Origin of the sequence: Pseudomonas sp. GL-B-12, from assembly GCF_019955895.1 — a bacterium.
Taxonomy (GTDB): domain Bacteria; phylum Pseudomonadota; class Gammaproteobacteria; order Pseudomonadales; family Pseudomonadaceae; genus Aquipseudomonas.
Genome location: NZ_JAHBCX010000022.1, coordinates 350,611 through 376,522, shown reverse-complemented (window position 1 = coordinate 376,522; position 25,912 = coordinate 350,611). Strand labels below are relative to the sequence as shown.

The following is a 25,912-nucleotide window of genomic DNA, read 5'->3' as shown; positions in this document are numbered from 1 at the left end:
ATTCAGTATTGAGGTGGATGACACGACGCCTTCGCGAGCAAGCCCGCTCCCACATGATCAAGTTGCAGGTGTCAGGCAATAGTGTTCGATCAGTTGCCTTAATAGATGCACCGTAGGCTGCAAACGTGACATTTCGAGGTATTCCCCCGGCTGGTGGGCGCAGGCAATATCGCCCGGGCCAAGCACCAGCGTTTCGCAGCCAAGGCGCTGAAGATAAGGCGCTTCGGTGCCAAACGCCACTGCTTCGGCGCTATGACCGGTGAGCTTTTCAGCAAGGCGCACCAACTCGGCGTCCTCGGCCTGCTCGAACGGCGGCACTTCGGGGAACAGCGGCGCGTAATCGATCTTCACCTGATGCCGCTCGGCAACCGGCTTGAGCTTCTGCAGGATCTCGGCGCGCAGGACCTTGGGGTCCATGCCGGGCAACGGGCGCAAATCGAACTCCAGCGAACACTGGCCGCAGATGCGGTTGGGATTGTCGCCGCCATGGATGCAACCGAAATTCATCGTTGGCATCGGCACGCCAAACTGCGGATTGCGGAATTCGCGCTGCCACAACAGGCGCAGGCCACGCAGTTCACCGATGGCATCGTGCATGGCCTCCAGGGCGCTGTGGCCCAGGCGCGGGTCGGAGGAATGACCGCTCTGCCCGAGGATGTCGATGCGCTCCATCATGATGCCCTTGTGCATGCGGATCGGCTTGAGCCCTGTCGGCTCGCCGATTACCGCCGCCCGCCCCAGCGGTCGCCCCGCTTCGGCCAGCGCGCGGGCGCCGGACATCGAACTTTCTTCGTCGCAAGTGGCGAGAATCAGCAACGGCTGTTTGAACGGCTGATCGAGCAGCGGTTTGACCGCCTCGATGGCCAGGGCGAAAAAGCCCTTCATGTCGCAACTGCCCAGGCCAACCCAACGACCGCCGACTTCGGTCAGTTTCAGCGGGTCGGTTTGCCACAGCGCGCCGTCGAACGGCACGGTGTCGCTGTGCCCGGCGAGCACCAGGCCGCCGGGGCCAGAACCGAAACTGGCCAGCAGGTTGAACTTGCCGGGGCTGACCTGCTGGATCTCGCAGGTAAAACCCAGCTCACCGAGCCACGTCGCCAGCAGATCGATCACCGGGCGGTTGGATTGATCGAGACTGGGCTGGGTGCAACTGACCGACGGTGCGGCGATCAACGCAGCGAATTGTTCTTTCATCGACGGCAATGGCATCGTTGACTCCCGGCACCCGAATTGAAGTCCATCATAGAACCAACCGATGACAGGAATAAACCGTCTCGGCGCGTACTAACCTTGAGTCCTGTACACTGCACGACCTTGGCAGCCACACATTCCCCCGGCTGCGCTCCCGATCCTGGATTTTCCGGCCATGCAGAAAGAAACCGAAATCAAACTCCGCGTCAGCCGCGAAACCCTCGCCGCCCTGCGCGAGCACCCGTTACTGAAAAAACGCAACAAAAGTGGCTGGGAACGCCGTGAGTTGATGAACCAGTACTTCGACACGCCCGAGCGCGACCTGGCCCAGGCCAAAGTCGCCCTGCGCCTGCGCAAGGATGGCGAAGAAGTGATTCAGACCCTCAAGACCCGCGGCCAGAGCGTCGCCGGCCTGTCCGTGCGTAACGAGTACGACTGGAACCTGCCCAAAGCCAAGCTCGACCTGAAGAAACTCGACGGCGAATGCTGGCCCGAGGAACTGGCCGAGCTGGACAAGAAAACCCTGAAGCCGATCTTCACCACCGACTTCGTCCGCGAACGCGCGGAAATCGCCTGGGGCCGCGGCAAGACCAAAGTGGTCATCGAGGCCGCGCTGGACCTGGGTCACGTCGTGGTCGGCAAGCAGAAAGAAGAAATCTGCGAGCTGGAACTGGAACTGCGCGAAGGCGAGCCGGCAGCCCTGCTGGAACTGGCCGCCGAACTGGCCGAGAAACTGGCCCTGATGCCCTGCGACATCAGCAAGGCCGAGCGCGGTTATCGCCTGTACGACACCCACAGCTATTCGTTGAGCCTGCCGGCGCCGCAGATCACGGCGGAAACGCCGCTGGACGATGCGTTCGCCGCGCTGAGCTGGCACTTGCTGGGCAGCAGCCAGCGTCTGGCCGAACAGTATCGCTTCAACGGTCACTGGCGCCTGTTGCAGGACTGGGTCGAATGCCTCGCGGAAATGCGCGCGCTGATCAGCAGCCTGGGCCAGGCCGCACCACGTCAGTCGACCCACGATCTGCGTATCGCCCTCGATGCCTTGCTGGAAGACTGGCGCCCGCTGGTCCAGGCCGGCCTGGAAGATGAAGACGTACGCAAAGCCGCGCCCGAACAATTCCTCGAAGAGCTCGAAGACCCGCGCTGGGGCCTGTTCTCCCTGACCACCTCGCGCTGGCTGCTGGCCCGCACCTGGGCCGCCGACCGCAACACCCGCGGCAATCGCCAGGGCGCTGCGCAACTGGGCAGCTGGTTACCGCGCCTGCTGGGCGAAGAAGCCACTTCGTTGCAACTGCAACGTTACCAGCAACAGCCGGAAGACCTGGCCGAGCAACTGCCGCGCATCGAACGCATCCAGGTCTGGCTGCACCATGCGCGTAACGTGCTGGAGATCCCGGAAATGGATCGCCTGTACGGTGAGCTGAACAAACTGGCGCAACTGGCCAACGAATCGATCACCGATGAAGTCCTGGATGCGCGCAAGCAGCAGGCGATTGCGGTGTATCAGAACCGTGCCTGGAAAATGTTGCTGCGTCTGTAATACCTTGTGGCGAGGGGGCTTGCCCCCTCGCCACAAAGTCCCTCAAGTATCATCAGCGCACCACCGGCAAACTGGTGGTCGACTTGATCTCCGACAACGCCACGATCGAATTCACCTCCTGAATCCCCGGCACCATCGACAGCTTCTCGAAGAAGAAGCGCTCGTACGCCTCGATGTCCGCCGTGACAATCCGCAGCAAGAAATCCACCGCCCCCATCAGCACGTAACACTCCAGCACCTCCGGAAAGCCGCGAATCGCCTCGGTGAATTCGGTGAAATTCGAACGCCCGTGGGCATTGAGTTTCACCTCCGCGAAGATCTGCGTGTTCAGGCCGATTTTCTTGCGGTCGAGCAAGGTCACCTGGCCGCGAATGATGCCCTCCTCCTTCATCCGCTGAATCCGCCGCCAGCACGGCGATTGCGAGAGCCCCACCTGCTCGGCGATCTGTGCGCTGGAAAGCGAAGCATCCTCTTGCAGCAAGGCGAGGATCTTGCGGTCGTAGCTGTCCAGTTCGCTCTGCATAAAAAAACCCTTAACTGAGTAACAAGTGAATTGATTGATTCTTCATTCCTGCAATACAGCCAATCATAGAGAAGAAATACCCGGCACAGGATGTAAACATTTCTCCAGTATTTCTGGAGCCTGATCATGCCGTATCTCGAAGCCGTGAACACCCCACCTGCCCGTGCCGATGTCTGGAACGTCGGCAACGCCAACTGCCGGGTTCGCTATCAAATGCTGGCCGAGGCAGAACCGGACCTGCTGTGTCGCGCCCTCAATCTGTTCGCCTTGCAATTGCTCACGCCGGAACAGGTCAACGCGCAGCGCCAGGACGACTGGCTGAGCATCGAGATCGTCATCGACGGTTTGAGCTGGCACCGCGCGCAAGTGATTGCGGAAAAACTTCGTAACCTGATCAGCGTCTGCTCGGTGGAGTTGCAAGAAGCTGATTCCCCATGGGCCGAAGCGGTTCAAGCGGCGGGCTGAAAAACTCCGAAACGCCTTCGTCGGGTAGTGGCCCAGCGGTCAGCCGGGCCACGGCTATCCTTTGCGCACTGTCGTTCAAAAGGAGCCCGCATGTCCGTACATCTCGCCTTTCAGGACCGCTGGCTGGATCTCAATGACCTGCTGCGCGAACTGGTCGCCCAGGGCTTTATCAGTCAGGATTCGGCCGAACACGCGCTCAATGCCCGCCGCCGCAACGCCTCCCTTGGCCAGATGCATCCGCTCGAGTTCATCGCCAGCCAACAGCTGGACGATCTCAGCCGTCCCGGCAAACCACTGGACCTCGAGAGCCTGACCCTGTGGCTATCCCGGCAGGCCGGCCAGCCTTACCTGCGCATCGACCCACTGAAAATCAACGTCGCGGCCGTGACCCCGCTGATGTCCTATGCCTTTGCCCAGCGCCACAAGATCCTCGCGGTAGCGATCGACCGCGAGGCGGTAACCGTGGCCAGCGCCCAGCCTTATGTCAGTGGCTGGGAGGCTGACCTGACCCACGTGCTCAAATTGCCGATCAAGCGTGTGGTCGCCAACCCGGTGGACATCCAGCGCTTCAGCGTCGAATTCTTCCGCCTGGCCAAATCGGTCACCGGGGCGAACAGCGCCGACCCGCAAGTCAGTACCCTCGGCAATTTCGAACAGCTGCTCAACCTCGGCGCCAGCGACCAGGAGCCGGACGCCAACGACGCACACATCGTCAATATCGTCGACTGGCTGTTCCAGTACGCGTTCCAGCAACGCGCCAGCGACATCCACATCGAACCCCGGCGCGAGCAAGGCACTGTGCGCTTTCGCATCGACGGCGTGCTGCACAACGTCTATCAATTCCCGCCCCAGGTCACCATGGCCATCGTCAGCCGCCTGAAAACCCTGGGGCGCATGAACGTCGCGGAGAAACGCAAACCCCAGGACGGCCGGGTCAAAACCAAGACCCCGGACGGCGGTGAAGTCGAACTGCGTTTATCGACACTGCCCACAGCCTTCGGCGAAAAAATGGTCATGCGGATCTTCGACCCGGAAGTATTGCTCAAGGACTTCGACCAGCTTGGTTTCTCCGCCGACGATCTGCGCCGCTGGCAAGACATGACCCGCCAACCCCACGGCATCATCCTCGTCACCGGGCCGACGGGTTCGGGCAAGACCACCACCCTCTACACCACCCTGAAAAAACTGGCGACGCCGGAGGTCAACCTCTGCACCATCGAAGACCCGATCGAAATGGTCGAGCCGGCGTTCAACCAGATGCAGGTCCAGCACAACATCGACCTGACCTTCGCCGCCGGTGTGCGCGCGCTGATGCGGCAAGACCCGGACATCATCATGATCGGCGAGATCCGCGACCTCGAAACCGCGGAGATGGCGATCCAGGCGGCGCTCACCGGGCACTTGGTGCTGTCGACCCTGCACACCAACGACGCACCCAGCGCCATCAGCCGTCTGCTGGAGCTCGGCGTGCCGCACTACCTGATCAAGGCCACGGTGCTCGGCGTCATGGCACAGCGACTGGTGCGAACCCTGTGCCCGCACTGCAAGTCGCCGCTGACGCTGGGCGAAGACGACTGGCAAACCCTGACCCGTCCCTGGCAAGCACCCTTGCCGGCCAATGCCCAGCGCGCCATCGGTTGCGTGGAATGCCGCGACACCGGTTATCGCGGCCGCGCCGGGGTCTACGAAATCATGCAGCTCAGCGACAGCATCAAAGCGCTGATCAGTCCCGACACCGATCTGCTGGCCGTGCGACGCCAGGCATTCAAGGAAGGCATGCGCAGCCTGCGACTGTCAGGAGCGCAAAAGGTCGGCGCCGGGCTGACGACCATCGAGGAGGTTCTGCGAGTGACACCCCAGAGCGAGCAGAGCTGAGCCCGGCTGTACTTATCCGGCATCGGCACAGCTACACTCCAGCCATTGCAACTCCAAAGATCCACACATCAACAAGGAATCGTTATGCAGATCGGTAGTGTGCTTTTGCTTTTTGTCGGCCTGGTGGTCGCCATTCTGTTCATGGGTTTCAAGGTCGTGCCCCAGGGCTTTGAATGGACCGTCGAACGTTTCGGTCGCTACACCAACACACTCAAGCCGGGGCTGAATGTCATCATTCCGGTCATGGACCGCATCGGCCGCAAGATGAATGTGATGGAAAGCGTGCTGGATATTCCGCCGCAGGAAGTCATCACCTCCGACAACGCCACGGTGCAAATCGACGCCGTGTGCTTCTTCCAGGTGGTCAACACGGCCCAGGCCGCCTACGAGGTCAACAACCTCGAACACGCCATCCGCAACCTGCTGCAAACCAACATCCGCACCGTGCTCGGCTCGATGGAACTCGACGCCATGCTCAGCCAGCGTGACGGGATCAACGAAAAACTGTTGCGCACCGTCGACGAAGCGACCGCGCCGTGGGGCATCAAGATCACCCGGATCGAGATCAAGGACATCAGCCCACCCGCCGACCTGATGGCGGCGATGTCGGGGCAGATGAAAGCCGAACGGATCAAGCGTGCACAAATCCTCGAGGCCGAGGGCCTGCGCGCCGCAGCGATCCTGACCGCCGAAGGCAAGAAGCAGGCGCAGATCCTCGAAGCCGAAGGCAGTCGCCAGGCCGCCTTCCTGGAGGCCGAAGCTCGCGAGCGACAAGCCGCGGCAGAAGCCCAGGCGACCAAAGTGGTGTCCGAAGCCATTGCCAGCGGCAACGTGCAAGCGGTCAACTACTTCGTGGCGCAGAAGTACATCGATGCGCTGGGCAAGCTGGCTTCGGCCAACAACAGCAAGGTGATCCTGATGCCGCTGGAGGCCAGTTCGATGATCGGCGCGGTGGGCGGCATTGGCGAAATCGTCAAGGCCACTTTCGATAACAAGAAAGCCTGAGGCGCGCCATGTGGGCATTTTTGCAGCACCTTTCGTTCTGGGACTGGTTGGCGTTGGGCACAGTGCTGTTGATTCTCGAAGTGTTCGGTGCCGGCGGTTACCTGCTGTGGATCGGCATGGCCGCGGCAGCCGTGGGCGTCTTGACCTTCCTGTTGCCGGGCTTGTCCTGGGAATGGCAGTTTCTGTTGTTCGGCCTGCTGTCGATCACCACCGCGTTGTACTGGTGGCGGCATCAGCGCACGGCGGCGCGCCCGAGCGATCAGCAGCACCTGAATCTGCGCGGCCAGGAACTGATCGGCAAAACCTTCGTGGTGCATGAAGCGATTGTCGACGGTCGCGGCAAGATCAAGGTGGCCGACGGCGTGTGGATGGCCCGCGGGCCGGACGCCGCCATTGGCAGTCGCGTGCGGGTAGTCGGCCAGCAAGGCGCGATCCTGTTGGTCGAAGCGACAGAATAGGCAGCCACGGAACTCGATTGGGGGTTGGCAATCCAACCGCGTAGTCAACCCAGTGGAGTCACCCTGTCATGCGTTTCAAACTTGCTGTCGCTACCGTCGCGCTGTTGTCTTTGCCTGTCGGTTCGGCGATGGCCGATACTTTTTGGCGTAACGTTCTTACCTCCGGTGCAACCACCGGTTCGAGCTATCTGACATCCAAGGATAACAAGCTGGTCGTCGCGGCACAGGACGATGCCAGCAGCTTCGTCGCCAGTGATGGCAGTATCCGCGGTCCGTACCTGGAAGCGGCCATGCAGAAAGTCCGCGCCGACAACCCGGGGCTGCAAGCCACGGATATGGAGCTGGCGAACGCGATCCTGGCGAAGAATGCCGTGGCTTCGGAGTAACAGTCGCGTACACAAGAATGCCGCTCACTTGAGCGGCATTTTTTTGCCTTGCGTACACAGGTCCAAGGTTCACAGAGCCCCCCTGTGGGAGCGAGCCTGCTCGCGATAGCGGTGGATCAGTAAAAACTTCATTGACTGTCACACCGCATTCGCGAGCAGGCTCCCACAGGGGTTATGTGCAGCCGGAAATTTCAGCGGTAATCATCCACCGGCACACACGCACAAAACAGGTTCCGGTCCCCATACACATTGTCCACCCGGTTCACCACCGGCCAGTATTTGTGCGCCTTGGTGTGCGCGTCCGGCGTGACCGCTTGCACGATGCTGTACGGCCGCTCCCACACGCCGGTGATATCGGCCAACGTATGCGGCGCACCTTTCAGCGGGTTTTCTTCAGCCGGCCAGTTACCGTTCTGCACCTCGTTGATTTCCGCGCGGATGCTCAGCATCGCCCCGATAAAGCGGTCTAGTTCCGCCTTCGACTCGCTTTCGGTCGGTTCAACCATCAGCGTCCCCGGCACCGGAAACGACATGGTCGGGGCATGGAAGCCGTAGTCCATCAGGCGCTTGGCCACGTCCTCTTCGGTAATGCCGGTCAACGCCTTGAGTGGTCGAAGGTCGAGGATGCATTCGTGGGCCACCCGCTCATTGCGTCCGGTGTAGAGCACAGGGAAGGCACCGGACAAATGCCGCGCCAGGTAATTCGCGGCGAGGATCGCCACTTCGCTGGCGTCCGCCAATTGCGGCCCCATCATCGCGATGTACATCCAGCTGATCGGCAAAATGCTTGCGCTGCCCCAGGGCGCTGCGCTGACGGCGCCATTTTGCGGGTGCGGCCCGTCGATCGGCACCACCGGATGGTTGGCCACGAACGGCGCCAAATGCGCCCGAACACCAATCGGTCCCATGCCCGGCCCACCGCCACCATGGGGAATGCAGAAGGTCTTGTGCAGGTTCATGTGCGAGACATCGGCGCCAATATCGGCCGGCCGCGCCAACCCGACCTGAGCGTTGAGGTTAGCGCCATCCATGTACACCTGACCGCCATGCTGGTGGATCACTTCACAGATTTCGCTGATACCTTCCTCATACACCCCGTGGGTTGAAGGATAGGTCGCCATCAGGCAGGCGAGTTTGTCTGCGGCCTGCGCGGCTTTCTCCTTGAGGTCCTCCAGGTCGACGTTGCCCGCCTCGTCACATTCGACGATCACCACGCGCATCCCGGCCATTTGCGCCGACGCGGGATTGGTGCCATGAGCCGATGAAGGAATCAGGCAAATATCGCGGCCGCCCTGTTGTCGGCTCTCATGGTATTTGCGGATCGCCAGCAGCCCGGCGTATTCGCCCTGGGCACCGGAGTTGGGTTGCATGCAGATCGCGTCGAAACCGGTGATCGCACACAACCAGCGCTCCAGTTCTTCGATCATCAGCCCATAACCGGCGGCCTGTTCCTTGGGCACGAACGGGTGCAGGTTGGCGAACTGCGGCCAGGTAATCGGGATCATCTCGCTGGTGGCGTTGAGCTTCATGGTGCAGGAGCCCAGCGGGATCATCGATTGATTGAGCGCCAGGTCCTTGTTTTCCAGTTGCTTGAGGTAGCGCAGCATCTCGGTTTCGCTGTGATGGGCGCTGAACACGGGATGGCGCAGATAAGGCGAAGTTCGCACCAACTTTTCGGGAATTCCGCCAGGCAAGACCTCGGCATCCAGGTCGTCGACGCTGAGCCCGTGATCGGCCCCCAGGAACACGTCGAACAGCTTCGCCACGGTGCCTTCGTCGCAGGCCTCGTCGAGGCTCAAGCCCAGTTGGCCGCGCCCGAGAATGCGCAGGTTGATCTGCGCGGCCCGGGCACTTTCGATGATCGCGGTCTGGGCTCCGCCGACTTCCAGCGTCAGGGTGTCGAAGAAGTGCCGGTTAACCCGGGTGATACCGTTGCGTTCAAGCCCGGCGGCCAGGATGCAGGTCAGCCGATGTACCCGCTGGGCGATCCGCTTGAGCCCTTCGGGGCCGTGGTAGACCGCATAGAAACTGGCGATATTGGCCAGCAGCACCTGGGCCGTGCAGATGTTGGAGTTGGCCTTTTCCCGGCGGATGTGTTGCTCGCGGGTTTGCAGGGCCATGCGCAGGGCGGTGTTGCCCCGCGCATCTTTCGAAACACCGATGATCCGCCCGGGAATTGCCCGTTTGTATTCATCGCGGCTGGCAAAAAATGCCGCGTGGGGCCCGCCGTAGCCCATGGGCACGCCAAATCGCTGGGACGAGCCGAACACCACATCGGCGCCCAGTTCACCCGGCGGGGTCAGCAACAACAGGCTCAGCAAATCCGTGGCGACACAGGCCAGGGCCTGTTGCGCGTGCAGGTGATCGATCAGCGGCCGCAGGTCGTGGATTTCACCGTGGGTGTCGGGGTACTGCAGCAGCGCGCCGAACACCTGGTGCTGCTTCAAGTTATCCACAGCGTCGACGATCAGCTCGAAGCCGAAGCCTTCAGCGCGGGTCTGCACCACGGAAATGGTTTGCGGGTGACAGTTCTCGTCGACAAAGAACAGGTTGCTTTTGGACTTGGCAACCCGCTTGGCCAGGGCCATGGCTTCCGCCGCGGCGGTGGCCTCATCGAGCAGCGAGGCATTGGCCAGCTCCAGACCGGTCAGGTCGATAGTCAGCTGCTGGAAGTTCAGCAGCGCTTCGAGCCGCCCTTGGGCGATCTCCGGTTGATAGGGGGTGTACGCGGTGTACCAGCCGGGATTTTCCAGCACGTTACGCAGTATGACGGCCGGTGTGAGGGTGCCGTGGTAGCCCATGCCGATCAGGCTGGTCCAGACCTGGTTCTGCTCGGCATAACCGCGCAACTTGGCCAGCGCGGCCTCTTCATCGAGTGCCGGGGGCAGGTCCAGCGCCCGATTGAGGCGGATGCCCGGCGGCACCGTTTGCTCGATCAATTCGACCCGACTGCCCAGGCCGAGGCTGTCGAGCATCGCCTGTTGCTCGGCGGCGTCGGGTCCGAGGTGGCGGCGCAGAAAGGCATTGGGGTCGCGTAACTGGCTCAGGGACGGCAATTGGGACATGACGGGCTCTCTCTTGACTGGCGCTCGGCGTCGATGCAACACGGTCAAACCAGCATAGCAGTCGATCTTCGCGTGGATGACGTGGCGCGGTCGACCAATCCGGATCATCATGTCCGCCGCCAACTTAATATCCGCTGATCGGGTGACTGTATTCATGAGCCAACTGCCTTTCCTGCCGTTTTCCAAACCCACCATCGATGAAGCCACGATCGCCGCCGTCGGTGATGTATTGCGCTCGGGCTGGATCACCAGCGGCCCCAAGGTCCAGGCCTTCGAAGCGCAGCTTTCGGAGTTTTTTGGCGGGCGCCCGGTGCGCACCTTCAATTCCGGCACCTGCACCATGGAAATCGCCTTGCGTATTGCCGGGGTCGGGCCCGGCGATGAAGTGATCACCACGCCGATTTCCTGGGTGGCCACCGCCAACGTCATCCTGGAAGTCGGCGCCACCCCGGTGTTTGCCGACATCGACCCGGTGACCCGCAATATCGATCTCGATCAACTGGAAGCGGCGATTACCCCCCGCACCAAAGCCATCATCCCGGTGTACCTCGCCGGGTTGCCAGTGGACATGACGCGTTTGTATGCCCTGGCGAAAAAGCACGGCCTGCGGATTGTGGAGGATGCAGCCCAGGCGCTGGGCTCCAACTGGAACGGCCAGCGCATTGGCTCGACGGGGGATTTCGTGTCCTTCAGTTTCCAGGCGAACAAAAACGTCACCTCCTCCGAAGGCGGTTGCCTGGTGCTGAATACGGCCGAAGAAGTACGCCTGGCAGAGAAATATCGACTGCAGGGCGTTACCCGCAACGGCTTCGACGGACTGGACGTCGACGTGCTGGGTGGCAAATTCAACATGACCGACGTCGCCGCGGCCATTGGCCTGGGGCAATTTGCTCATATCGAAACCATCACCGCCCATCGCCGTGACTTGGCCCGGCACTATTTCGCCTGTTTTGGCGCGGATTTCGAAGCGCAGTACGGAGCGCAACTGCCTCCGGCGGATTTCACCCAAAGCAATTGGCATCTGTTCCAGCTGGTATTACCGGAGCGTAAGGATGGCAAACCGGCGCGGGCGACCTTTATGGAGCAGATGCAGGCACTGGGTGTCGGGATCGGCTATCACTACCCGCCGATTCACCTGTTGAGCCTTTACCGTGAGCGCGGTTTCAAGGAGGGCATGTTCCCGGTCGCTGAGCGGGTCGGTCGGCTGATTGTCTCGCTGCCGATGTTCACGGCGATGAGCAAAGCGGATGTGGAACGTTCGGTGACGGCCGTGAAAGCCGTACTCAAGTCTTGAACCACCCGTGTAGGAGCCGGCTTGCCGGCGCCTACACGGGCGAACATTACTCGCCGATGGTGGCCTTGTAGCCCGCCGGGTCGAGCAGGTTGTTCAGTTCAGAGGTATCGCTTGGCTCCAGTTTGAAGAACCAGCTGTCATAGGGCGCGCTGTTGACCAGTTCCGGGTTGTTGGCCAACTCTTCGTTGACGGCAATGACTGTACCGGAGAGTGGCGAGTAGATATCCGACGCGGCCTTGACCGACTCGACGACACCCGCAGCCTCGCCGGCAGCGAACACTTTACCGATTTCCGGCAGCTCGACGAACACCACATCACCCAAGGCTTCCTGAGCATGGTCTGAAATACCCACTTTCACGCCGCCATCATGGTCTAGACGTGCCCATTCGTGACTTTCGGCAAAACGCAGGTCGGCAGGGATATTGCTCATGTTCTGTGTCCTCAGGAAAATGGTCGGCGGGCATGCCCGCCAGAAAAGATTAGATCAAGGTTTTGCCGTGGCGAACGAAGGTCGGTTTGACCACCCGGACCGGGTACCACTTGCCACGGATTTCCACTTCAGCGCGGTCGGCTGTTGCCATCGGCACGCGCGCCAGTGCAATCGACTTGCTAAGCGTAGGAGAGAAACTACCACTGGTGATCTCCCCTTCGCCAACATCGGCGATGCGGACCACCTGATGAGCGCGCAAAACTCCGCGCTCCTCAAGGACCAGACCGACCAGTTTGTGCTGTACGCCGGCGGCCTGCTCGGCTTCCAGCGCCTTGCGCCCGATGAACTGCCGGGTGGCGGGTTCCCAGGCAATGCTCCAGGCCATATTGGAGGCCAAGGGTGAAATATCCTGCTGGATGTCCTGACCGTAAAGGTTCATGCCGGCTTCGACCCGCAAGGTATCCCGCGCGCCGAGGCCGATGGGAGAAATCCCGGCTCCGACCAGATCGTTGAAAAAGCCTGGCGCCTGATCGGCCGGCAGAATGATTTCCAGGCCGTCTTCGCCGGTATAACCGGTGCGCGCGATGAACCAGTCACCATCGGACAGGCCTTCGAAGGGCTTGAGGAGCTGGATCAGGTTGCCGCGGGACTGGCTGACCAGTTCGGCAATTTTCTGCCGGGCGTGGGGCCCCTGGATGGCCAGCATCGCCAACTCGGAGCGCTCGCGAAGTTGCACGTCGAAACCGTCGAGATGGGCTTGCATCCAGGCCATGTCCTGATCGCGGGTGGAGGCATTGACCACCAGGCGATAACCCTCATCGAGACGGTAGACGATCATGTCGTCGACGATGCCGCCCTGCTCGTTGAGCATGGTGCTGTACAACGCACGGCCGGGGCTGTGCAGGCGTTCGACATCATTGGCCAGCAAATGCCGGAGCCAGGCTTTGGCCTGGGAGCCGCCGACGTCGATTACGGTCATGTGGGATACATCGAAGACACCGCAATCGCGGCGCACCTGATGGTGCTCCTCGACCTGCGATCCATAATGCAGAGGCATGTCCCAACCGCCAAAATCGACCATCTTCGCGCCAAGTGCGAGATGAAGGTCATACAGAGGCGTACGCTGTCCCATGGGTTTCTCCTTCCGGGCGTGGCGAAGGCGCGGGCAAGTGCTGCACGGACTGAATGCCTTGTAACAAAGGGCCTTCAGCCGATTTCAGCTACCTGGTCTGTCAGACGGACCGCACCGAATGCCGCGCATTGTAGCCGCAAGGTGTAGGACTGACACCTAGCTGTTTCGATGTGCCGAGCGCCGGATCAGTCCGATGACCGGTAACAGCCCGACCAGCACCAGGGTCAACGCCGGCAAAGACGCCCGCGCCCATTCGCCTTCGCTGGTCATTTCGAAGATTCGCACTGCCAGCGTGTCCCAGCCAAACGGGCGCATCAGCAAGGTCGCGGGCATTTCCTTGAGCACATCGACGAACACCAGCAGCGCGGCGCTCAACGTGCCGGGTAGCAATAATGGCAGATACACTTTGAAAAACAGTCGTGGCCCACTGACGCCAAGGCTACGTGCCGCTTCGGGCAAAGATGGCCGTATACGCGCCAGGCTGCTTTCCAGCGGCCCGTAGGCCACTGCAATGAAGCGCACCAGATAGGCCAGCAGCAACGCCGACAGACTGCCCAGCAGCAGCGGCTTGCCCGCGCCACCGAGCCAGCCTGAGAGAGGGATCACCAGCTCGCGATCCAGGTAACTGAACGCCAGCATGATCGACACCGCCAGCACCGAACCGGGCAAGGCGTAGCCCAGGTTGGCCAGACTGATCCCGGAACGAATGACCCGGGTGGGTGCCAGTCGTCGGGCAAACGCCAGTAACAAGGCGACGCTGACGGTGATCAACGCCGCCATCGCACCCAGGTACAAGGTATGGACGATCAACCCGGTGTAGCGCTCGTCGAGATCGAAGCGCCCGCGCAGCCAGAACCACACCACCAATTGCAGCATCGGGATAACGAAAGCACAGGCGAACACCAGGCAGCACCACGTCGTGGCCGCCAGTGCCTTGACGCCTCGCAGGTGATACAGCGCCTTGACCCGTGGTCGCTCGTTGCTCGCCCGGTTGGCCCCGCGGGCACGCCGCTCGCCGTAGAGCACCAGCATCACCACCAGCAGCAACAGGCTGGCCAGTTGCGCGGCGGATGACAGGCTGAAAAAACCGTACCAGGTCTTGTAGATGGCGGTGGTGAAGGTATCGAAGTTGAACACCGACACTGCGCCGAAGTCCGCCAGGGTTTCCATCAGCGCCAATGCCACGCCCGCACCGATGGCTGGCCGCGCCATGGGCAACGCCACCCGCCAGAACGCTTGCCAGGGCGATTGGCCAAGGACCCGCGCGGCTTCCATCAGGCCTTTGCCCTGGGCGAGGAAGGCGGTGCGCGCCAGCAGGTAAACATAGGGATAAAAGACCAGCACGAGCACGACAATCACGCCACCCGTGGAGCGCACGCGCGGCAGCCGCAGACCTGTTCCGAACCACTCGCGCAGCAGGGTTTGCACGGGCCCGGCGAAATCCAGCAGGCCGACGAAGACGAAGGCCAGCACATAGGCCGGGATCGCGAAGGGCAGCATCAGCGCCCAGTCCAGCCAGCGCCGGCCGGGGAATTCGCAAAGGCTGGTGAGCCAGGCGAGGCTGACACCCAGGACTGTCACGCCGACACCAACGCCTAGCACCAGGGTCAGGGTATTGCCCAGCAACCGCGGCATCTGTGTGTCCCAGAGATGGGACCAGATCTGTTGATCGATGGTTTGCCAGGAAAGCAGCAGGACGCTCAGGGGCAACAGGACCAGCGCAGCGATGGCGAAGACGACTGGATACCAGCGGCGTTGGGCGGGATGGGCCAAGGGAGTTCTCTAGAAAATACGGTTTGCACCCTGTTTGTGGCGAGGGAGCTTGCTCCCGCTGGGCTGCGGAGCAGCCCCAAACGCGGACAATCCGCGCAGATTTTGTGAGTGCTGTGCACTCAAGCGGGAGCAAGCTCCCTCGCCACAGGGATAGTGTTCAGCCTTGACTTACAAGCAGAGGTAAATTAACTCAGTTCCAACCAGCCCTGTCCATCAGGCGAATAGCCTCGGCCTGACGCTTGCCGGCAATTTCCACCGGCAAGGTATCGGCAATGAATTTGCCCCAGGCCGCCACTTCCTCAGAAGGCGCCACTGCCGGATTCGCCGGGAACTCCTGGTTCACGTCGGCAAAGATTTTCTGCGCTTCAGGGGTGGTCATCCACTCCACCAGGGCCTTCGCCGCTTCCGGATGTGGCGCGTGTTGTGTCAGGCCGATACCCGACAGGTTCACGTGTACACCACGGTCAGCCTGGTTCGGCCAGAACAGCTTCACCGGCAGGTCTGGCTTCTGCTTGTGCAGGCGGCCGTAGTAGTAGGTGTTGACGATACCGACGTCGCACTGGCCGGCGTTGATCGCTTCCAGCACAGCGGTGTCGTCGGAGAACACGTCAGTGGACAGGTTCCTGACCCAGCCCTTGAGGATTTCCTCGGTCTTCTCGGCGCCGTGCACTTCGATCATGGTCGCGGTCAGGGACTGGTTGTAGACCTTCTTCGCCGTGCGCAGGCACAGGCGGCCTTCCCATTGCTTTTCGGCCAGCGCTTCGTAGGTGGTCAGTTCACCTGGCTTCACCCGATCAGTGGAGTAGGCAATGGTCCGCGCACGCAGGCTCAGGCCGGTCCAGGCATGGGAAGCTGCCCGGTACTGCAGCGGAATGTTGGTGTCGATGGTTTTCGAGGTGAACGGCTGGAGGATGCCCATCTGCTCGGCTTGCCAGAGGTTGCCGGCATCGACGGTGAGCAGCAGGTCGGCCGGCGTATTCGCGCCTTCGGCCTTGAGCCGCTGCATCAGCGGTGCTTCCTTGTCGGTGATGAACTTCACCTTCACGCCGGTCTTGGCGGTGTAGGCATCGAATACTGGCTTGATCAGCTCGTCGATTCGCGAGGAGTAGACCACCACCTCGTCAGCGGCCTGGGCGGCGGTGCTGCCGATCAGGGTCAAGGCCAGTGCAGTCAGTAGACGCTTCGGTGCCAACATGGGAGCGGTCTCTCGATTGAAAAATGAGGGCAAATGATAAGGACTCACATTTAGCTTCTCAATCGAAGCTGCTTGTGGAGGAGTTACCGGATGTTGCACCGCCTGGAATTTGTGGTGCTTGTGCTGACGCCTTCGCGGGCAAGCCCGCGAAGAGGCCTGTAGCCTCAATGCAGAACTCAGGGCCTGGCGAGTGCCGGCAAATCCCCGGTCAACCCCAGCGCTTCACGCACGAACAACGCCTTGGCTTCCGGCATCTTCTCAACCATTTTCAACCCGGTATTACGCAACCAGCGCACCGGCAACGGATCGGCCTGGAACAACCGCTCGAAGCCTTCCATCGCCGCCATCAGCGCCAGGTTGTGGGGCATGCGTCGACGTTCGTAACGGCTGAGGACCTTCACATCCGCCAAGCGTTCGCCACGTGTTGCCGCTTGCAGCAACACTTCAGCCAGCACGGCGGCATCGAGAAATCCAAGATTCACCCCCTGCCCGGCCAACGGGTGAATGGTGTGGGCCGCGTCGCCAATCAATGCCAGGCCTTCAGCCACATAACGCTTGGCATGCCGCTGGCGCAGGGGCACGCACAACCGTGGGTCGGCGCTAAGCACCTCGCCGAGCCGACCTTCAAAGGCCCGCTCCAGCTCCTTGCAGAAACCTTGTTCATCCATCGCCATCAGGCGTTCGGCTTCGCCGGGTGTGGTCGACCAGACGATCGAACACCAATCCTGTTGGCCGTCGCGCTCAAGGGGCAGAAATGCCAACGGACCGTTATCGGTGAAGCGCTGCCAGGCCGTCATCTGATGCGGCTTGGCGCAACGCACGCTGGTGACGATGGCATGGTGCAGATAATCCCATTCGCGGGTCGCCACACCGGCCAGGCGTCGCACCGCCGAGTTGGCGCCATCCGCCGCGATTACCAGCGGCGCGCGCAAGGTGCGGCCGTCGGCCAGGGTCAGCAGCCAGTCATCGCCGGAGCGGCGCATCTGCTCCAGGCGCGCATTGGCCAGCAACCCCAGGTCGCAATCGTGCAGGCGCTCGAGCAAGGCATCCTGGACGACGCGGTTTTCGACGATATGCCCCAGCACCTCGGCATGCACACTGGCCGCCGAGAAGTGGATTTGCCCCGTGCCGCTGCCATCCCAGACCTGCATGTCGGTGTACGGGCTGCTGCGTCGCCCGGCGATGCCGTCCCACACGCCCAGGCGCTCGAGAATCCGTTGGCTGGCGGCCGACAAGGCGCTCACCCGCGGTTCAAACGCAGCCTGAGCGTTGAACGGTTTGACGCTCATGGGGCTGCCGTCCAGCAGCAGGACTTCCAGCCCGCTGTCCTGCAACGCCAGCGCCAGGGCGCTGCCGACCATTCCGGCCCCGACAATCAGCAGATCTGCGCGCATTTCCATGCTTTAAGCCTGTCTCTCTTGCGGCTTGAGCCGCACGTAAAGGGTTTTCCCGACCCGCGCCACCAGGTGGCCGGCGCCGTCATGAATGTCGACCTGCAATTGCGGCAGGTATTTTTAAATCGTGCCTTGCCGAATCGGCGGATCAGCCAGTCACGCATCCGGTCGCGTACCCAGCCCCATCGCCTGTCGCGCGAACCAGCGTTTGGCCGGTGGCAGCAGATCGAGGCCGAGCAAGCCGATGTTGCGCCCCAGGGACACCAGCGGCTGGGTGCTGCCGAACAGGCGCGTGACCTGATCGGAGAAGCCCACGGTGAGGTCCTGATCGAGACGCTGGCGTTCGCGATAGGCCTGCAGCGTGGCGAAATCGCCCAATGGTTTTTCGCTGGCGAGCAAGGCATCGGCCAGGGCCTGGGCATCGCGCAGGGACAGGTTGAACCCTTGGCCGGCAATCGGATGCAGGCTGTGCGCCGCGTTGCCGAGAATCGCCAGATGCGGGCGCACCTGCTCTTCGGCCTCGACCAGTGTCAGCGGATACAGATGTCGCGCCCCCACCTGTTTCAAGGTCCCGAGGCGATAACCGAACACACCCTGCAACTCGCTGAGGAAGCTGCGCTCATCGAGGACCGCCAGGCGTTGCGCGTCCATACCCAGGCGGGTCCAGACCAGTGCGCAGCGGTTTTCCGGCAGCGGCAGCAACGCCATCGGGCCTTCGTCGGTGAAACGTTCGAAGGCCATGCCGTTGTGGGATTCACTCGGGGTGATGTTGGCGATCAGCGCGCTCTGGTTGTACGGACGCTTGCGGATGCCGATCCCCAGTTGCTCGCGCAGGCCGGAACGGCCGCCATCGGCGAGCACTGCGAGGTCGCATTCCAGGGTGGTTTCATCGTTGAGGGTCAGGCGGTAGCCATCGGTCAGCGGCTCCATGCGGGTGACTTCCGCCGGGCAGCGCCAACTGATCACGTTCTTGTCCAGGCCTTGCCACAGGCATTGGCCGAGCCAGGCATTTTCAACGACATAACCCAGCGCTGGAACACCCTCTTCCATCGCCGACAACCGCGCCGTCGAGAACCGACCACGGTCGGAAACATGAATCTGCTTGATCGGCTCGGCGCGGCGCGAGACTTCCTGCCAGACGCCCAGCCGTTGATAGATTTGCCGCGAGCCGAAGGAAAGCGCCGAAGAACGGGCATCGTAACTCGGTTGATAGCTGTCGCCAGGGGCGAACGGCTCGATCAACACGATCTTCCAGCCTCGGGCCTTGGCCCCGGCCTGAAGCGCCAGCGCCAGGCTTGCACCGACCAGCCCGCCACCGATGATTGCCAGGTTGACTCGACTCATGCTGCCTGTGTCCGCGCGGCGGCCATCAGGGCCTCGATCTCGGCGACGGTTTTCGGCACGCCGTTCGTCAATATTTCACAGCCGGTTTTGGTGACCACTACGTCGTCCTCGATACGCACGCCAATGCCGCGCCATTTCTTCGCAACACTCTGGTTGTCCGGGGCGATATAGATCCCCGGCTCCACGGTCAGCGCCATGCCGACTTCCAGCACGCGCCACTCACCGCCGACCTTGTATTCGCCGACGTCATGCACATCCATGCCCAGCCAATGGCCGGCGCGGTGCATGTAAAACGCTTTGTAGGCTTCGCTGGCGATCAATTCGTCAACGTCGCCCCGCAGCAGCCCCAGCTTGACCAGCCCGGCCGTGATGACCCGGACCGTGGCCTCGTGCGCCTGATTCCAGTGCTTGTTCGGGGCGATTTCGGCAAAAGCGGCTTCCTGGGAGGCCAGCACCAATTCGTAAATCGCTTTCTGTTCCGCTGAATACTTGCCGCTGACCGGAAAGGTCCGAGTGATGTCGCTGGCGTAGCAGTCGATCTCACAACCGGCATCGATCAGCACCAGATCCCCGTCCTTGAGCAGCGCGTCATTCTGCTGGTAATGCAGGATGCAGCTGTTGCGCCCCGCCGCGACGATCGACCCGTAGGCCGGCATCTTCGCCCCGCCCTTGCGGAATTCGTAATCGAGCTCGGCTTCCAGGCTGAATTCGTGCAATCCGGCGCGACAGGCCTGCATTGCCCGTACATGCGCCTGGGCGGAAATCCGCGCCGCCTCGCGCATCACTTTCACTTCTGCCGACGATTTATACAGGCGCATGTCGTGCAGCAGATGATCCAGGGCAACGAATTCGTTCGGCGGCTGGGCACCGAGGTTGGCCTTGGAGCGGATCACGTTGATCCACTCCATCAGGTGGCGGTCGAATTCGGGGTTGCTGCCCATGGCCGAATACACCCGGTCCCGGCCTTCGATGAGGCCCGGCAGGATGTCGTCGATATCAGTGATCGGAAAGGCGTCGTCGGCGCCGAAGTCGCGAATTGCGCCTTCCTGCCCGGCACGCAGGCCATCCCACAGCTCGCGCTCGGCATTGCGTTCGCGGCAGAACAGGATGTATTCGCCATGCACGCGCCCCGGCATCAGCACCAGTACGGCCTGGGGCTCGGGAAAACCGCTGAGGTACTGGAAGTCGCTGTCCTGACGGTAGACGTGCTCGACGTCGCGGTTACGAATGGCCACCGCGGCGGCGGGCAGGATGGCGATGCTGTTGGGTTCCATCTGCGCCATCAGGGCCTTGCGGCGACGGCTGTATTCCGATTTCGGGATGTGGATCATGGGCAGATGGCGTTCCCTGGCAATCGATTAGTGCAGCGACGGTTTGGCCGCGGCCGGTACGTCTTTTTTGGTCTCGGAGAACAGCAGCAGCGGTGCGACGCGCAGGTACTCCATGACCTCCATGTAGTCGCTTTCGCCGTCTTCGGACTCTTCCAGCGCGTCTTGCACTTGGGAAATGGCCGCCAGATCCTGCAGCACTTCGGTGGCCTCGGTGCTCAGGGTGCTGCTGTCACGGCAGTTCAGGCCGAAGCCGCTGAGGAAACCCTGGCACCACTGGCCCAGTGCGGCGGCACGCTCGGTGAGCGGGGCGTCGTCGGTCGGCAACAGCAGAACGACGGTCACGTCATCGCCGGTGAGCTCGCCTTTTACCATCGCTTGCAGGCCGATCAGGGCGTTGCGAACGTTGTCCTGCGGCTCGCTTTCGAGCAATTCGGCGGCGTCGATCAACCAGCCGTCGGCGTCGAAACCGGCGCCGGCGCAACTGCGGCCGAGCAACAGGCCGTGCAGTTCAGCGGGTGAGACGTTGTGACCGCTGGAAGTCAGCAGGGTGGCGAAGCCTTGGTACGGGGAATTCTGAATGGTCATGGGCAGCTAGGCGCCAGACGGCGCTATGTCTAGAATGAAGGCCTTGTATCCTACATCGACTACCCCTGTAGGAGCGAGCTTGCTCGCGATGGTCGCCAACGATAACGCTGGGTACCTGATACCCCCGCGGGGTTCTCAGGTTCATCGTCGGAGCGCCGCCCGGAGCAAGTTCGCTCCTACAGTCCAACACCCATCAGACAGTGAAGACAATGGAAGACACCGATCTGCAAGCGCTGATGGCCAGACTCGAGCTGCTGATTACCCGAGTCGAGCAACTTAAGAGTCAAAACGGACTCTTACTAGCTCAGGAAAAGACCTGGCGCGAGGAACGCGCGCACCTCATTGAAAAAAACGAAATCGCCCGACGTAAGGTCGAATCGATGATTTCGCGCCTCAAGGCCCTGGAGCAAGACTCATGAGTTCAAGCAATAGCGTCACCGTGCAGATCCTCGACAAAGAGTATTCGATCATCTGCCCTCAGGAAGAGCGCAGTAATCTGGTCAGCGCCGCCCGTTATCTGGACGGCAAGATGCGCGAGATCCGCAGCAGCGGCAAAGTCATCGGCGCCGACCGTATCGCCGTGATGGCAGCGCTGAACATCACCCATGACCTGTTGCACAAGGAAGAACGGCCGGATATCCAGGCCAGCGGCTCGACCCGCGAACAGGTGCGTGACCTGCTCGATCGCGTCGATCTGGCACTCGCCACCGATCCGGACGTCACCAAAGGCTGATTCGCGCCGCCGCTTGCGGTATAATCCCCACACTCCCTGGGGTGCTTGCCAGTTGGCGATGTCCCTGAGCCGATTTGCTATACCCTGGAGGTTGCACGTTGGGCTGGTGTGCATGTCCGCTAGACGGAAAGCCTTAAAGCCTACTGCATCTTCCACCTTGAACTTTCGGGTTCAAGGGCTAAGTCGACAGCGGCACATTCGGGGAGCCTGATTCCAGTCCAATGCCGGTTTTGATACCGGCATTGGCGTTTTTACGGGTACGCTTCACGTATCCGCATTGCTGAAGCCCGAATACATGACCGAACCTGCGCTGCTCCCCCGCCCGCAACTTCGACGTATGCTGCGCAAGGCCCGCCGCGCACTGACACCCAGTCAGCAGCGCCAGGCCGCTCGCGGGTTGTACAAGCAATTGGCCCAGCAACCGCTGTTCCGCCGCGCCAGACACATCTCGCTCTACCTGCCGACCGACGGTGAAATTGATCCGCGCCTGTTGCTGCGCGCCGCGCAACGTCGAGGCAAGGCCACCTATCTACCGGTACTGAGCGCCTGGCCGCGAACCAAAATGGTGTTCCAGCGCATCCGCCCCGGGGAAAAACTCAAACCCAACCGCTTCCGCATTCTCGAACCACGGGCCAACCTCGCCCGGCAGCGCAAGATCTGGGCGCTGGATCTGGTGCTGTTGCCATTGGTGGGTTTTGACGATGTCGGCGGACGCCTGGGAATGGGAGGCGGCTTCTACGACCGGAGCCTGGCCTACCTGGCGCGACGAAATGACTGGCGCAAGCCGACGCTGTTGGGGCTGGCCCATGAATGTCAGAAGGTGGCGCGATTGGCTCAGGCGAGCTGGGATGTGCCGCTGCAAGGAACGGTGACAGACAAGGCCTGGTATTACGCAGGCTAGGCGCCACTTCGATCAGCGGCGCCGAGGCAACAGGATCAGCGCTTGAAGGCGGTCGACTGTTGCTGCAATTGGGCGAGCTCGACCGGTGCATCGGTCTTGTTGGCCCACAGGCTTTGGGCATAGCCAGTGGTCACGACGCCAAGGCCAAACAAAATGACCAAAATCCATAGTAAATCCGGTTTGCGTTTCATCGATTGCCCCCCAAAGGCATATCAACACGATGACAGCAGCGGTTTCCGTTTGTAGGCCGTGCAGCAGCGTCAAGCTTTAAAGGCCGGCATTTTGCGACAACATGAACCGCTGCGCAAATGCTGACGTCAACCGACTGTCGGTTTGTCATAAAATCGCCGACAAGCTGCTCAATCACCTCGCAAGGAGCAACAGACATGGCCTATTGGCTGATGAAGTCCGAGCCCGATGAACTCTCGATCAAGGGTCTGGAAAAGCTCGGCAAAGCGCGCTGGGACGGGGTTCGCAACTATCAGGCACGCAATTTCCTGCGGGCCATGGCGGTGGGGGATGAGTTCTTTTTCTATCATTCCAGCTGCCCTGAGCCGGGCATCGCCGGAATCGGCAAGATTGTCGAAGCCGCGTATCCGGACCCGACGGCGCTGGAGCCGCAGAGCCATTATTTTGACCCGAAGGCCACCCCGGACAAAAACGCCTGGAGTGCGATCGATGTCGCGCATGTCGAGACGTTTGTCCGGGTGCTGAAACTGGATTATCTAAAGCAACAGACGACGCTGGCCGAGTTGCCGCTGGTGCAGAAAGGCTCGCGACTGTCGGTGATGCCCGTAACCCCGGAGCAGTGGGCGGCGGTGATTGCTTTAAAGCCTTGAGTCATTTGTTGCCTGTACCGGCCTCTTCGCGGGCTTGCTCGCGAAGAGGCCCGTCAGGACAGCGAGAGTCTTATTGGATGATCAGGTTGTTGAACAACAGATCCTCAACCACCGGCTTGCCGGTTTCGTCGTTCATTACCTGCTGGGTCTGCTTCAGGGCTTCCTGACGCAGCTTTTCCTTGGCCTCGACATTGTTCATCGTCTCGGTAGTCTGCTGGGCGAACAGCGCGACCAATTGATTGCGGATCAACGGCTCATTGGCCTTCACCGCTTTGGCAGCTTCGTCACCGGTAACCCGCAACGCCACGTCGGCCTTGTAGACCTTGAGTTTCGGCGTGCCGTCCAGCCCGTAGTTACCCACGAACGGCGGGCTCAGGGTGATGTAACTGACCTTCGGAGCTGCATCTTCTTTGGCTTCTTCGGCCACCGCTGCCACAGGCAGAGACAGGGCCAGCATCAACATGATCCACGCTTTCAAATTTCGCTCCTTATCCAGTTTGCGGCCTGGCATAACGACCCGTCACGCAAGCACTAGCTTATGGCTGGCTATCAGGGTCGGGCATGCTCGTTGACCCATCGACCCACACACCTACACTTATCGGCCATTACTCCCAAAGGAATAGCCCTGATGAAAGCCGTGCTGTGCAAAGCCTTCGGCCCTGCCGAATCGCTGGTGCTGGAAGACGTCGCCAGTCCTGTCGCGAAGAAGAACGAAATCCTGCTGGACGTGCACGCCGCCGGGGTGAATTTCCCCGACACGTTGATCATCGAGGGCAAATACCAGTTCAAGCCGCCCTTCCCGTTTTCGCCGGGTGGTGAAGCGTCCGGTGTGGTCAGCGCCGTGGGTGAAAAAGTCAGCCACTTGAAAGTCGGTGACCGGGTCATGGCCCTGACCGGCTGGGGCAGCTTTGCCGAGCAGGTCGCCGTGCCGGGCTACAACGTGTTGCCGATCCCGCCGTCCATGGACTTCAACACCGCCGCCGCCTTCAGCATGACCTACGGCACCTCGATGCACGCCCTCAAGCAGCGCGGCAACCTGCAACCGGGTGAAACCCTGCTGGTGCTTGGTGCCTCCGGCGGTGTCGGCCTGGCGGCGGTGGAAATCGGCAAAGCCATGGGCGCCCGGGTGATTGCCGCCGCCAGCAGTGCGGAAAAACTCGCCGTCGCCAAGGCCGCCGGCGCCGATGAACTGATCAACTACAGCGAAACCAGCCTGAAGGAAGAAATCAAACGCCTGACCGATGGCCAGGGCGCCGACGTGATCTACGACCCGGTCGGCGGCGACCTGTTCGACCAGGCGATCCGCGCCATCGCCTGGAACGGCCGCCTGCTGGTGGTCGGCTTCGCCAGCGGGCGCATTCCCGAACTGCCGGTGAACCTGGCCCTGCTCAAGGGCGCGGCAGTGCTCGGCGTGTTCTGGGGATCGTTCGCCCAACGCCAGCCGCAAGACAACGCGGCGAACTTCCAGCAACTGTTCGGCTGGTTTGCCGAAGGCAAGTTGAAGCCATTGGTTTCGCAGGTGTATCCGCTGAGCAATTCAGCCCAGGCGATCAATGATCTTGGCCAGCGTAAAGCGGTCGGGAAAGTGGTGGTGCAGGTTCGCTGAATCTCTATCTGCAATAAAAGCGCGGCCACGCTGCCGCGCTTTTTTGTCACAACAGCGCCCTTATCTCTTGCGGAAGAAACCGCACGTATCGGCCCGCGGGATAGGTATTACAGCGCCTGACTATTGATGGGATGCTTTTGTTGAGCTTGGCAATCAGCGCCAGACGCTTCTCTTCCGGCAATTGCGTCGGTGAAAGCGAGTGGGTCAGGTAATTGCGGGTCCAGCTGAAAACCGGCAGGTCCACCCACGAGGAGTCGGCGATGTTCAGCGATGCCCGTGCGATAGCACTGCATTTCAGCCGCTCCAATTCCTTGTTGACGTGGAAGGGATGTTCTCTGTCCAGCCTGTATTCCATGGGTGCGACCACGATGATTTGCGCAGGCTGATCCTCGGTAATTGTCCACGGCTTGAATCGCCATTGGTTGACTGCGGCCAATGACGCCTCTTCGAGTTCGGGATGTGCACTTTGCGCAATCACGGCATTACTGACTGATCCATCGGCCTTCACAGTCATGCTGACACGCACCATGCCGGTGACACCCGCCCGATGCAGCGCCACCGGATAAACCGGCTTCGGATTATTCTCGGGTATCAGGAACACCTCCCCGGCCCTGACATCCATGGACGCCACCAACAAAAGCACGCATACCCACCACCGCATCTCCCTCTCCCTTCGCTTGCAACGCCAGACTTGGCAACAGCACAAAGGTTAAAGCGCCGGATCATTCGACATAACGCCATGACTTCTGCTTTAAACGAAGGACCTTTCCTAAAGACTTGCCCTATTTCAGGTACATCAAGCGCCTGCTAACTAAACAGGTAACGCTTCCTACAACGCCCCTCA

At 61.3% G+C, this 25,912-nt stretch carries 26 protein-coding genes, 1 other RNA gene and 1 pseudogene; 13 read left to right on the top strand and 15 right to left on the bottom strand.

Annotation, left to right across the window (positions count from 1 at the left end; all coding sequences use genetic code 11):
• Window positions 1–57: 57 nt before the first annotated feature.
• Complete coding sequence (argE, locus tag KGA85_RS14460; protein WP_223455479.1) at window positions 58–1,209, bottom strand: acetylornithine deacetylase; 1,152 nt, start codon at window positions 1,207–1,209, stop codon at window positions 58–60.
• A 157-nt stretch (window positions 1,210–1,366) separates the two neighbouring features.
• On the opposite strand from argE, the gene KGA85_RS14455 reads away from it, so the two are divergent.
• Entirely contained in the window at window positions 1,367–2,734 is a 1,368-nt protein-coding gene (locus KGA85_RS14455) for an inorganic triphosphatase (RefSeq protein WP_223543188.1), read from the top strand.
• A 52-nt stretch (window positions 2,735–2,786) separates the two neighbouring features.
• Here the strand turns inward: KGA85_RS14455 and KGA85_RS14450 are convergent, their stop codons facing one another.
• Window positions 2,787–3,257 carry an Lrp/AsnC family transcriptional regulator gene (locus tag KGA85_RS14450; protein ID WP_007993158.1) on the bottom strand — a complete coding sequence of 157 codons (471 nt, stop codon included), beginning with the start codon at window positions 3,255–3,257 and terminating at the stop codon, window positions 2,787–2,789.
• Window positions 3,258–3,383: 126 nt separating this feature from the next.
• Between KGA85_RS14450 and KGA85_RS14445 the strand changes: the two genes are divergently transcribed.
• The 5 genes from KGA85_RS14445 to KGA85_RS14425 all read left to right on the top strand — a co-directional run bounded on the left by KGA85_RS14445 (window position 3,384) and on the right by KGA85_RS14425 (window position 7,446).
• A complete protein-coding gene (locus KGA85_RS14445; RefSeq protein ID WP_223455475.1) occupies window positions 3,384–3,722 on the top strand; it encodes a hypothetical protein in 339 nt (112 codons plus the stop codon).
• Window positions 3,723–3,812: 90 nt separating this feature from the next.
• Window positions 3,813–5,597: a GspE/PulE family protein gene (locus KGA85_RS14440; RefSeq protein WP_223455473.1), complete on the top strand. Its 1,785-nt coding sequence runs from the start codon at window positions 3,813–3,815 to the stop codon at window positions 5,595–5,597.
• Between the two features lie 84 nt (window positions 5,598–5,681).
• Window positions 5,682–6,602 carry an SPFH domain-containing protein gene (locus KGA85_RS14435; protein WP_223455471.1) on the top strand — a complete coding sequence of 307 codons (921 nt, stop codon included), beginning with the start codon at window positions 5,682–5,684 and terminating at the stop codon, window positions 6,600–6,602.
• Window positions 6,603–6,610: 8 nt separating this feature from the next.
• Window positions 6,611–7,060: an NfeD family protein gene (locus KGA85_RS14430; RefSeq protein WP_223455469.1), complete on the top strand. Its 450-nt coding sequence runs from the start codon at window positions 6,611–6,613 to the stop codon at window positions 7,058–7,060.
• 68 nt (window positions 7,061–7,128) lie between these two features.
• A complete protein-coding gene (locus KGA85_RS14425; protein ID WP_056726402.1) occupies window positions 7,129–7,446 on the top strand; it encodes a DUF2388 domain-containing protein in 318 nt (105 codons plus the stop codon).
• Between the two features lie 191 nt (window positions 7,447–7,637).
• On the opposite strand, the gene gcvP is transcribed toward KGA85_RS14425, so the two are convergent.
• Window positions 7,638–10,511 (bottom strand): aminomethyl-transferring glycine dehydrogenase, encoded by a 2,874-nt coding sequence (gene gcvP, locus KGA85_RS14420; RefSeq protein WP_223455466.1) that lies wholly within the window; start codon window positions 10,509–10,511, stop codon window positions 7,638–7,640.
• Window positions 10,512–10,665: 154 nt separating this feature from the next.
• Here gcvP and KGA85_RS14415 point away from each other — a divergent pair, with 154 nt between their 5' ends.
• Window positions 10,666–11,805, top strand: coding sequence for a DegT/DnrJ/EryC1/StrS family aminotransferase (locus tag KGA85_RS14415; protein WP_223455464.1), 1,140 nt, complete (start codon window positions 10,666–10,668; stop codon window positions 11,803–11,805).
• Window positions 11,806–11,851: 46 nt separating this feature from the next.
• Here the strand turns inward: KGA85_RS14415 and gcvH are convergent, their stop codons facing one another.
• From gcvH to KGA85_RS14370, 9 genes and pseudogenes are all read right to left on the bottom strand, one after another.
• Entirely contained in the window at window positions 11,852–12,235 is a 384-nt protein-coding gene (gene gcvH, locus KGA85_RS14410; RefSeq protein ID WP_223455462.1) for a glycine cleavage system protein GcvH, read from the bottom strand.
• A 49-nt stretch (window positions 12,236–12,284) separates the two neighbouring features.
• Window positions 12,285–13,367, bottom strand: a complete 1,083-nt coding sequence (gene gcvT, locus KGA85_RS14405; RefSeq protein ID WP_223455460.1) for a glycine cleavage system aminomethyltransferase GcvT — start codon at window positions 13,365–13,367, stop codon at window positions 12,285–12,287.
• 156 nt (window positions 13,368–13,523) lie between these two features.
• Window positions 13,524–15,140, bottom strand: a complete 1,617-nt coding sequence (locus KGA85_RS14400) for an ABC transporter permease (RefSeq protein WP_223455458.1) — start codon at window positions 15,138–15,140, stop codon at window positions 13,524–13,526.
• Window positions 15,141–15,330: 190 nt separating this feature from the next.
• Window positions 15,331–16,335, bottom strand: coding sequence for an extracellular solute-binding protein (locus KGA85_RS14395; RefSeq protein ID WP_223455456.1), 1,005 nt, complete (start codon window positions 16,333–16,335; stop codon window positions 15,331–15,333).
• Between the two features lie 176 nt (window positions 16,336–16,511).
• The gene (locus KGA85_RS14390) at window positions 16,512–17,729 is read right to left on the bottom strand and encodes a 2-octaprenyl-3-methyl-6-methoxy-1,4-benzoquinol hydroxylase (protein ID WP_223543191.1); all 1,218 of its coding nucleotides are present in this window, start codon (window positions 17,727–17,729) and stop codon (window positions 16,512–16,514) included.
• A gap of 9 nt (window positions 17,730–17,738) precedes the next feature.
• Window positions 17,739–17,849 (bottom strand): annotated as a pseudogene (locus KGA85_RS14385) (tetrameric acyl-CoA thioesterase); the annotation flags it as partial.
• A 36-nt stretch (window positions 17,850–17,885) separates the two neighbouring features.
• Complete coding sequence (gene ubiH, locus KGA85_RS14380; protein WP_223543187.1) at window positions 17,886–19,073, bottom strand: 2-octaprenyl-6-methoxyphenyl hydroxylase; 1,188 nt, start codon at window positions 19,071–19,073, stop codon at window positions 17,886–17,888.
• Entirely contained in the window at window positions 19,070–20,404 is a 1,335-nt protein-coding gene (gene pepP, locus KGA85_RS14375) for a Xaa-Pro aminopeptidase (protein WP_223543186.1), read from the bottom strand. The genes ubiH and pepP overlap by 4 nt, the downstream gene beginning before the upstream one ends.
• A gap of 27 nt (window positions 20,405–20,431) precedes the next feature.
• Window positions 20,432–20,989: a YecA family protein gene (locus tag KGA85_RS14370; protein ID WP_223455450.1), complete on the bottom strand. Its 558-nt coding sequence runs from the start codon at window positions 20,987–20,989 to the stop codon at window positions 20,432–20,434.
• 209 nt (window positions 20,990–21,198) lie between these two features.
• Here KGA85_RS14370 and KGA85_RS14365 point away from each other — a divergent pair, with 209 nt between their 5' ends.
• The 4 genes from KGA85_RS14365 (at window position 21,199) to KGA85_RS14350 (ending at window position 22,623) form a co-directional block, all read left to right on the top strand.
• Window positions 21,199–21,408: a TIGR02449 family protein gene (locus tag KGA85_RS14365; RefSeq protein WP_007982902.1), complete on the top strand. Its 210-nt coding sequence runs from the start codon at window positions 21,199–21,201 to the stop codon at window positions 21,406–21,408.
• Window positions 21,405–21,722 carry a cell division protein ZapA gene (locus KGA85_RS14360; protein WP_007982900.1) on the top strand — a complete coding sequence of 106 codons (318 nt, stop codon included), beginning with the start codon at window positions 21,405–21,407 and terminating at the stop codon, window positions 21,720–21,722. The genes KGA85_RS14365 and KGA85_RS14360 overlap by 4 nt, the downstream gene beginning before the upstream one ends.
• A gap of 30 nt (window positions 21,723–21,752) precedes the next feature.
• A non-coding RNA gene (gene ssrS, locus KGA85_RS14355) (6S RNA) lies at window positions 21,753–21,931 on the top strand.
• Window positions 21,932–22,017: 86 nt separating this feature from the next.
• Window positions 22,018–22,623 carry a 5-formyltetrahydrofolate cyclo-ligase gene (locus KGA85_RS14350; protein WP_008048703.1) on the top strand — a complete coding sequence of 202 codons (606 nt, stop codon included), beginning with the start codon at window positions 22,018–22,020 and terminating at the stop codon, window positions 22,621–22,623.
• Between the two features lie 35 nt (window positions 22,624–22,658).
• On the opposite strand, the gene KGA85_RS14345 is transcribed toward KGA85_RS14350, so the two are convergent.
• Window positions 22,659–22,814 carry a hypothetical protein gene (locus KGA85_RS14345; RefSeq protein ID WP_007982896.1) on the bottom strand — a complete coding sequence of 52 codons (156 nt, stop codon included), beginning with the start codon at window positions 22,812–22,814 and terminating at the stop codon, window positions 22,659–22,661.
• Between the two features lie 195 nt (window positions 22,815–23,009).
• Here KGA85_RS14345 and KGA85_RS14340 point away from each other — a divergent pair, with 195 nt between their 5' ends.
• Window positions 23,010–23,462: an EVE domain-containing protein gene (locus KGA85_RS14340; RefSeq protein WP_223532364.1), complete on the top strand. Its 453-nt coding sequence runs from the start codon at window positions 23,010–23,012 to the stop codon at window positions 23,460–23,462.
• A gap of 70 nt (window positions 23,463–23,532) precedes the next feature.
• On the opposite strand, the gene KGA85_RS14335 is transcribed toward KGA85_RS14340, so the two are convergent.
• On the bottom strand, window positions 23,533–23,940 hold the full coding sequence (locus KGA85_RS14335) for a flagellar basal body-associated protein FliL (protein WP_032829534.1): 408 nt from the start codon (window positions 23,938–23,940) through the stop codon (window positions 23,533–23,535).
• A 150-nt stretch (window positions 23,941–24,090) separates the two neighbouring features.
• On the opposite strand from KGA85_RS14335, the gene KGA85_RS14330 reads away from it, so the two are divergent.
• A complete protein-coding gene (locus tag KGA85_RS14330) occupies window positions 24,091–25,068 on the top strand; it encodes an NADPH:quinone oxidoreductase family protein (protein ID WP_223455447.1) in 978 nt (325 codons plus the stop codon).
• 46 nt (window positions 25,069–25,114) lie between these two features.
• On the opposite strand, the gene KGA85_RS14325 is transcribed toward KGA85_RS14330, so the two are convergent.
• Window positions 25,115–25,690, bottom strand: coding sequence for an energy transducer TonB (locus KGA85_RS14325; RefSeq protein ID WP_317850333.1), 576 nt, complete (start codon window positions 25,688–25,690; stop codon window positions 25,115–25,117).
• Window positions 25,691–25,912: the final 222 nt, after the last annotated feature.

Bases quoted from the DNA above. Each gene is read 5' to 3' on its own strand.
- KGA85_RS14350 (WP_008048703.1), top strand. From the start codon at position 22,018: ATGACCGAACCTGCGCTGCTCCCCCGCCCGCAACTTCGACGTATGCTG.
- KGA85_RS14325 (WP_317850333.1), bottom strand. From the start codon at position 25,690: ATGGATGTCAGGGCCGGGGAGGTGTTCCTGATACCCGAGAATAATCCG.
- KGA85_RS14340 (WP_223532364.1), top strand. From the start codon at position 23,010: ATGGCCTATTGGCTGATGAAGTCCGAGCCCGATGAACTCTCGATCAAG.
- KGA85_RS14445 (WP_223455475.1), top strand. From the start codon at position 3,384: ATGCCGTATCTCGAAGCCGTGAACACCCCACCTGCCCGTGCCGATGTC.
- argE (WP_223455479.1), bottom strand. From the start codon at position 1,209: ATGCCATTGCCGTCGATGAAAGAACAATTCGCTGCGTTGATCGCCGCA.
- KGA85_RS14345 (WP_007982896.1), bottom strand. From the start codon at position 22,814: ATGAAACGCAAACCGGATTTACTATGGATTTTGGTCATTTTGTTTGGC.
- pepP (WP_223543186.1), bottom strand. From the start codon at position 20,404: ATGATCCACATCCCGAAATCGGAATACAGCCGTCGCCGCAAGGCCCTG.
- gcvH (WP_223455462.1), bottom strand. From the start codon at position 12,235: ATGAGCAATATCCCTGCCGACCTGCGTTTTGCCGAAAGTCACGAATGG.
- gcvP (WP_223455466.1), bottom strand. From the start codon at position 10,511: ATGTCCCAATTGCCGTCCCTGAGCCAGTTACGCGACCCCAATGCCTTT.
- KGA85_RS14415 (WP_223455464.1), top strand. From the start codon at position 10,666: ATGAGCCAACTGCCTTTCCTGCCGTTTTCCAAACCCACCATCGATGAA.
- KGA85_RS14395 (WP_223455456.1), bottom strand. From the start codon at position 16,335: ATGTTGGCACCGAAGCGTCTACTGACTGCACTGGCCTTGACCCTGATC.
- KGA85_RS14330 (WP_223455447.1), top strand. From the start codon at position 24,091: ATGAAAGCCGTGCTGTGCAAAGCCTTCGGCCCTGCCGAATCGCTGGTG.
- gcvT (WP_223455460.1), bottom strand. From the start codon at position 13,367: ATGGGACAGCGTACGCCTCTGTATGACCTTCATCTCGCACTTGGCGCG.
- KGA85_RS14425 (WP_056726402.1), top strand. From the start codon at position 7,129: ATGCGTTTCAAACTTGCTGTCGCTACCGTCGCGCTGTTGTCTTTGCCT.
- ubiH (WP_223543187.1), bottom strand. From the start codon at position 19,073: ATGAGTCGAGTCAACCTGGCAATCATCGGTGGCGGGCTGGTCGGTGCA.
- KGA85_RS14430 (WP_223455469.1), top strand. From the start codon at position 6,611: ATGTGGGCATTTTTGCAGCACCTTTCGTTCTGGGACTGGTTGGCGTTG.
- KGA85_RS14390 (WP_223543191.1), bottom strand. From the start codon at position 17,729: ATGCGCGCAGATCTGCTGATTGTCGGGGCCGGAATGGTCGGCAGCGCC.
- KGA85_RS14365 (WP_007982902.1), top strand. From the start codon at position 21,199: ATGGAAGACACCGATCTGCAAGCGCTGATGGCCAGACTCGAGCTGCTG.
- KGA85_RS14450 (WP_007993158.1), bottom strand. From the start codon at position 3,257: ATGCAGAGCGAACTGGACAGCTACGACCGCAAGATCCTCGCCTTGCTG.
- KGA85_RS14360 (WP_007982900.1), top strand. From the start codon at position 21,405: ATGAGTTCAAGCAATAGCGTCACCGTGCAGATCCTCGACAAAGAGTAT.
- KGA85_RS14370 (WP_223455450.1), bottom strand. From the start codon at position 20,989: ATGACCATTCAGAATTCCCCGTACCAAGGCTTCGCCACCCTGCTGACT.
- KGA85_RS14435 (WP_223455471.1), top strand. From the start codon at position 5,682: ATGCAGATCGGTAGTGTGCTTTTGCTTTTTGTCGGCCTGGTGGTCGCC.
- KGA85_RS14455 (WP_223543188.1), top strand. From the start codon at position 1,367: ATGCAGAAAGAAACCGAAATCAAACTCCGCGTCAGCCGCGAAACCCTC.
- KGA85_RS14440 (WP_223455473.1), top strand. From the start codon at position 3,813: ATGTCCGTACATCTCGCCTTTCAGGACCGCTGGCTGGATCTCAATGAC.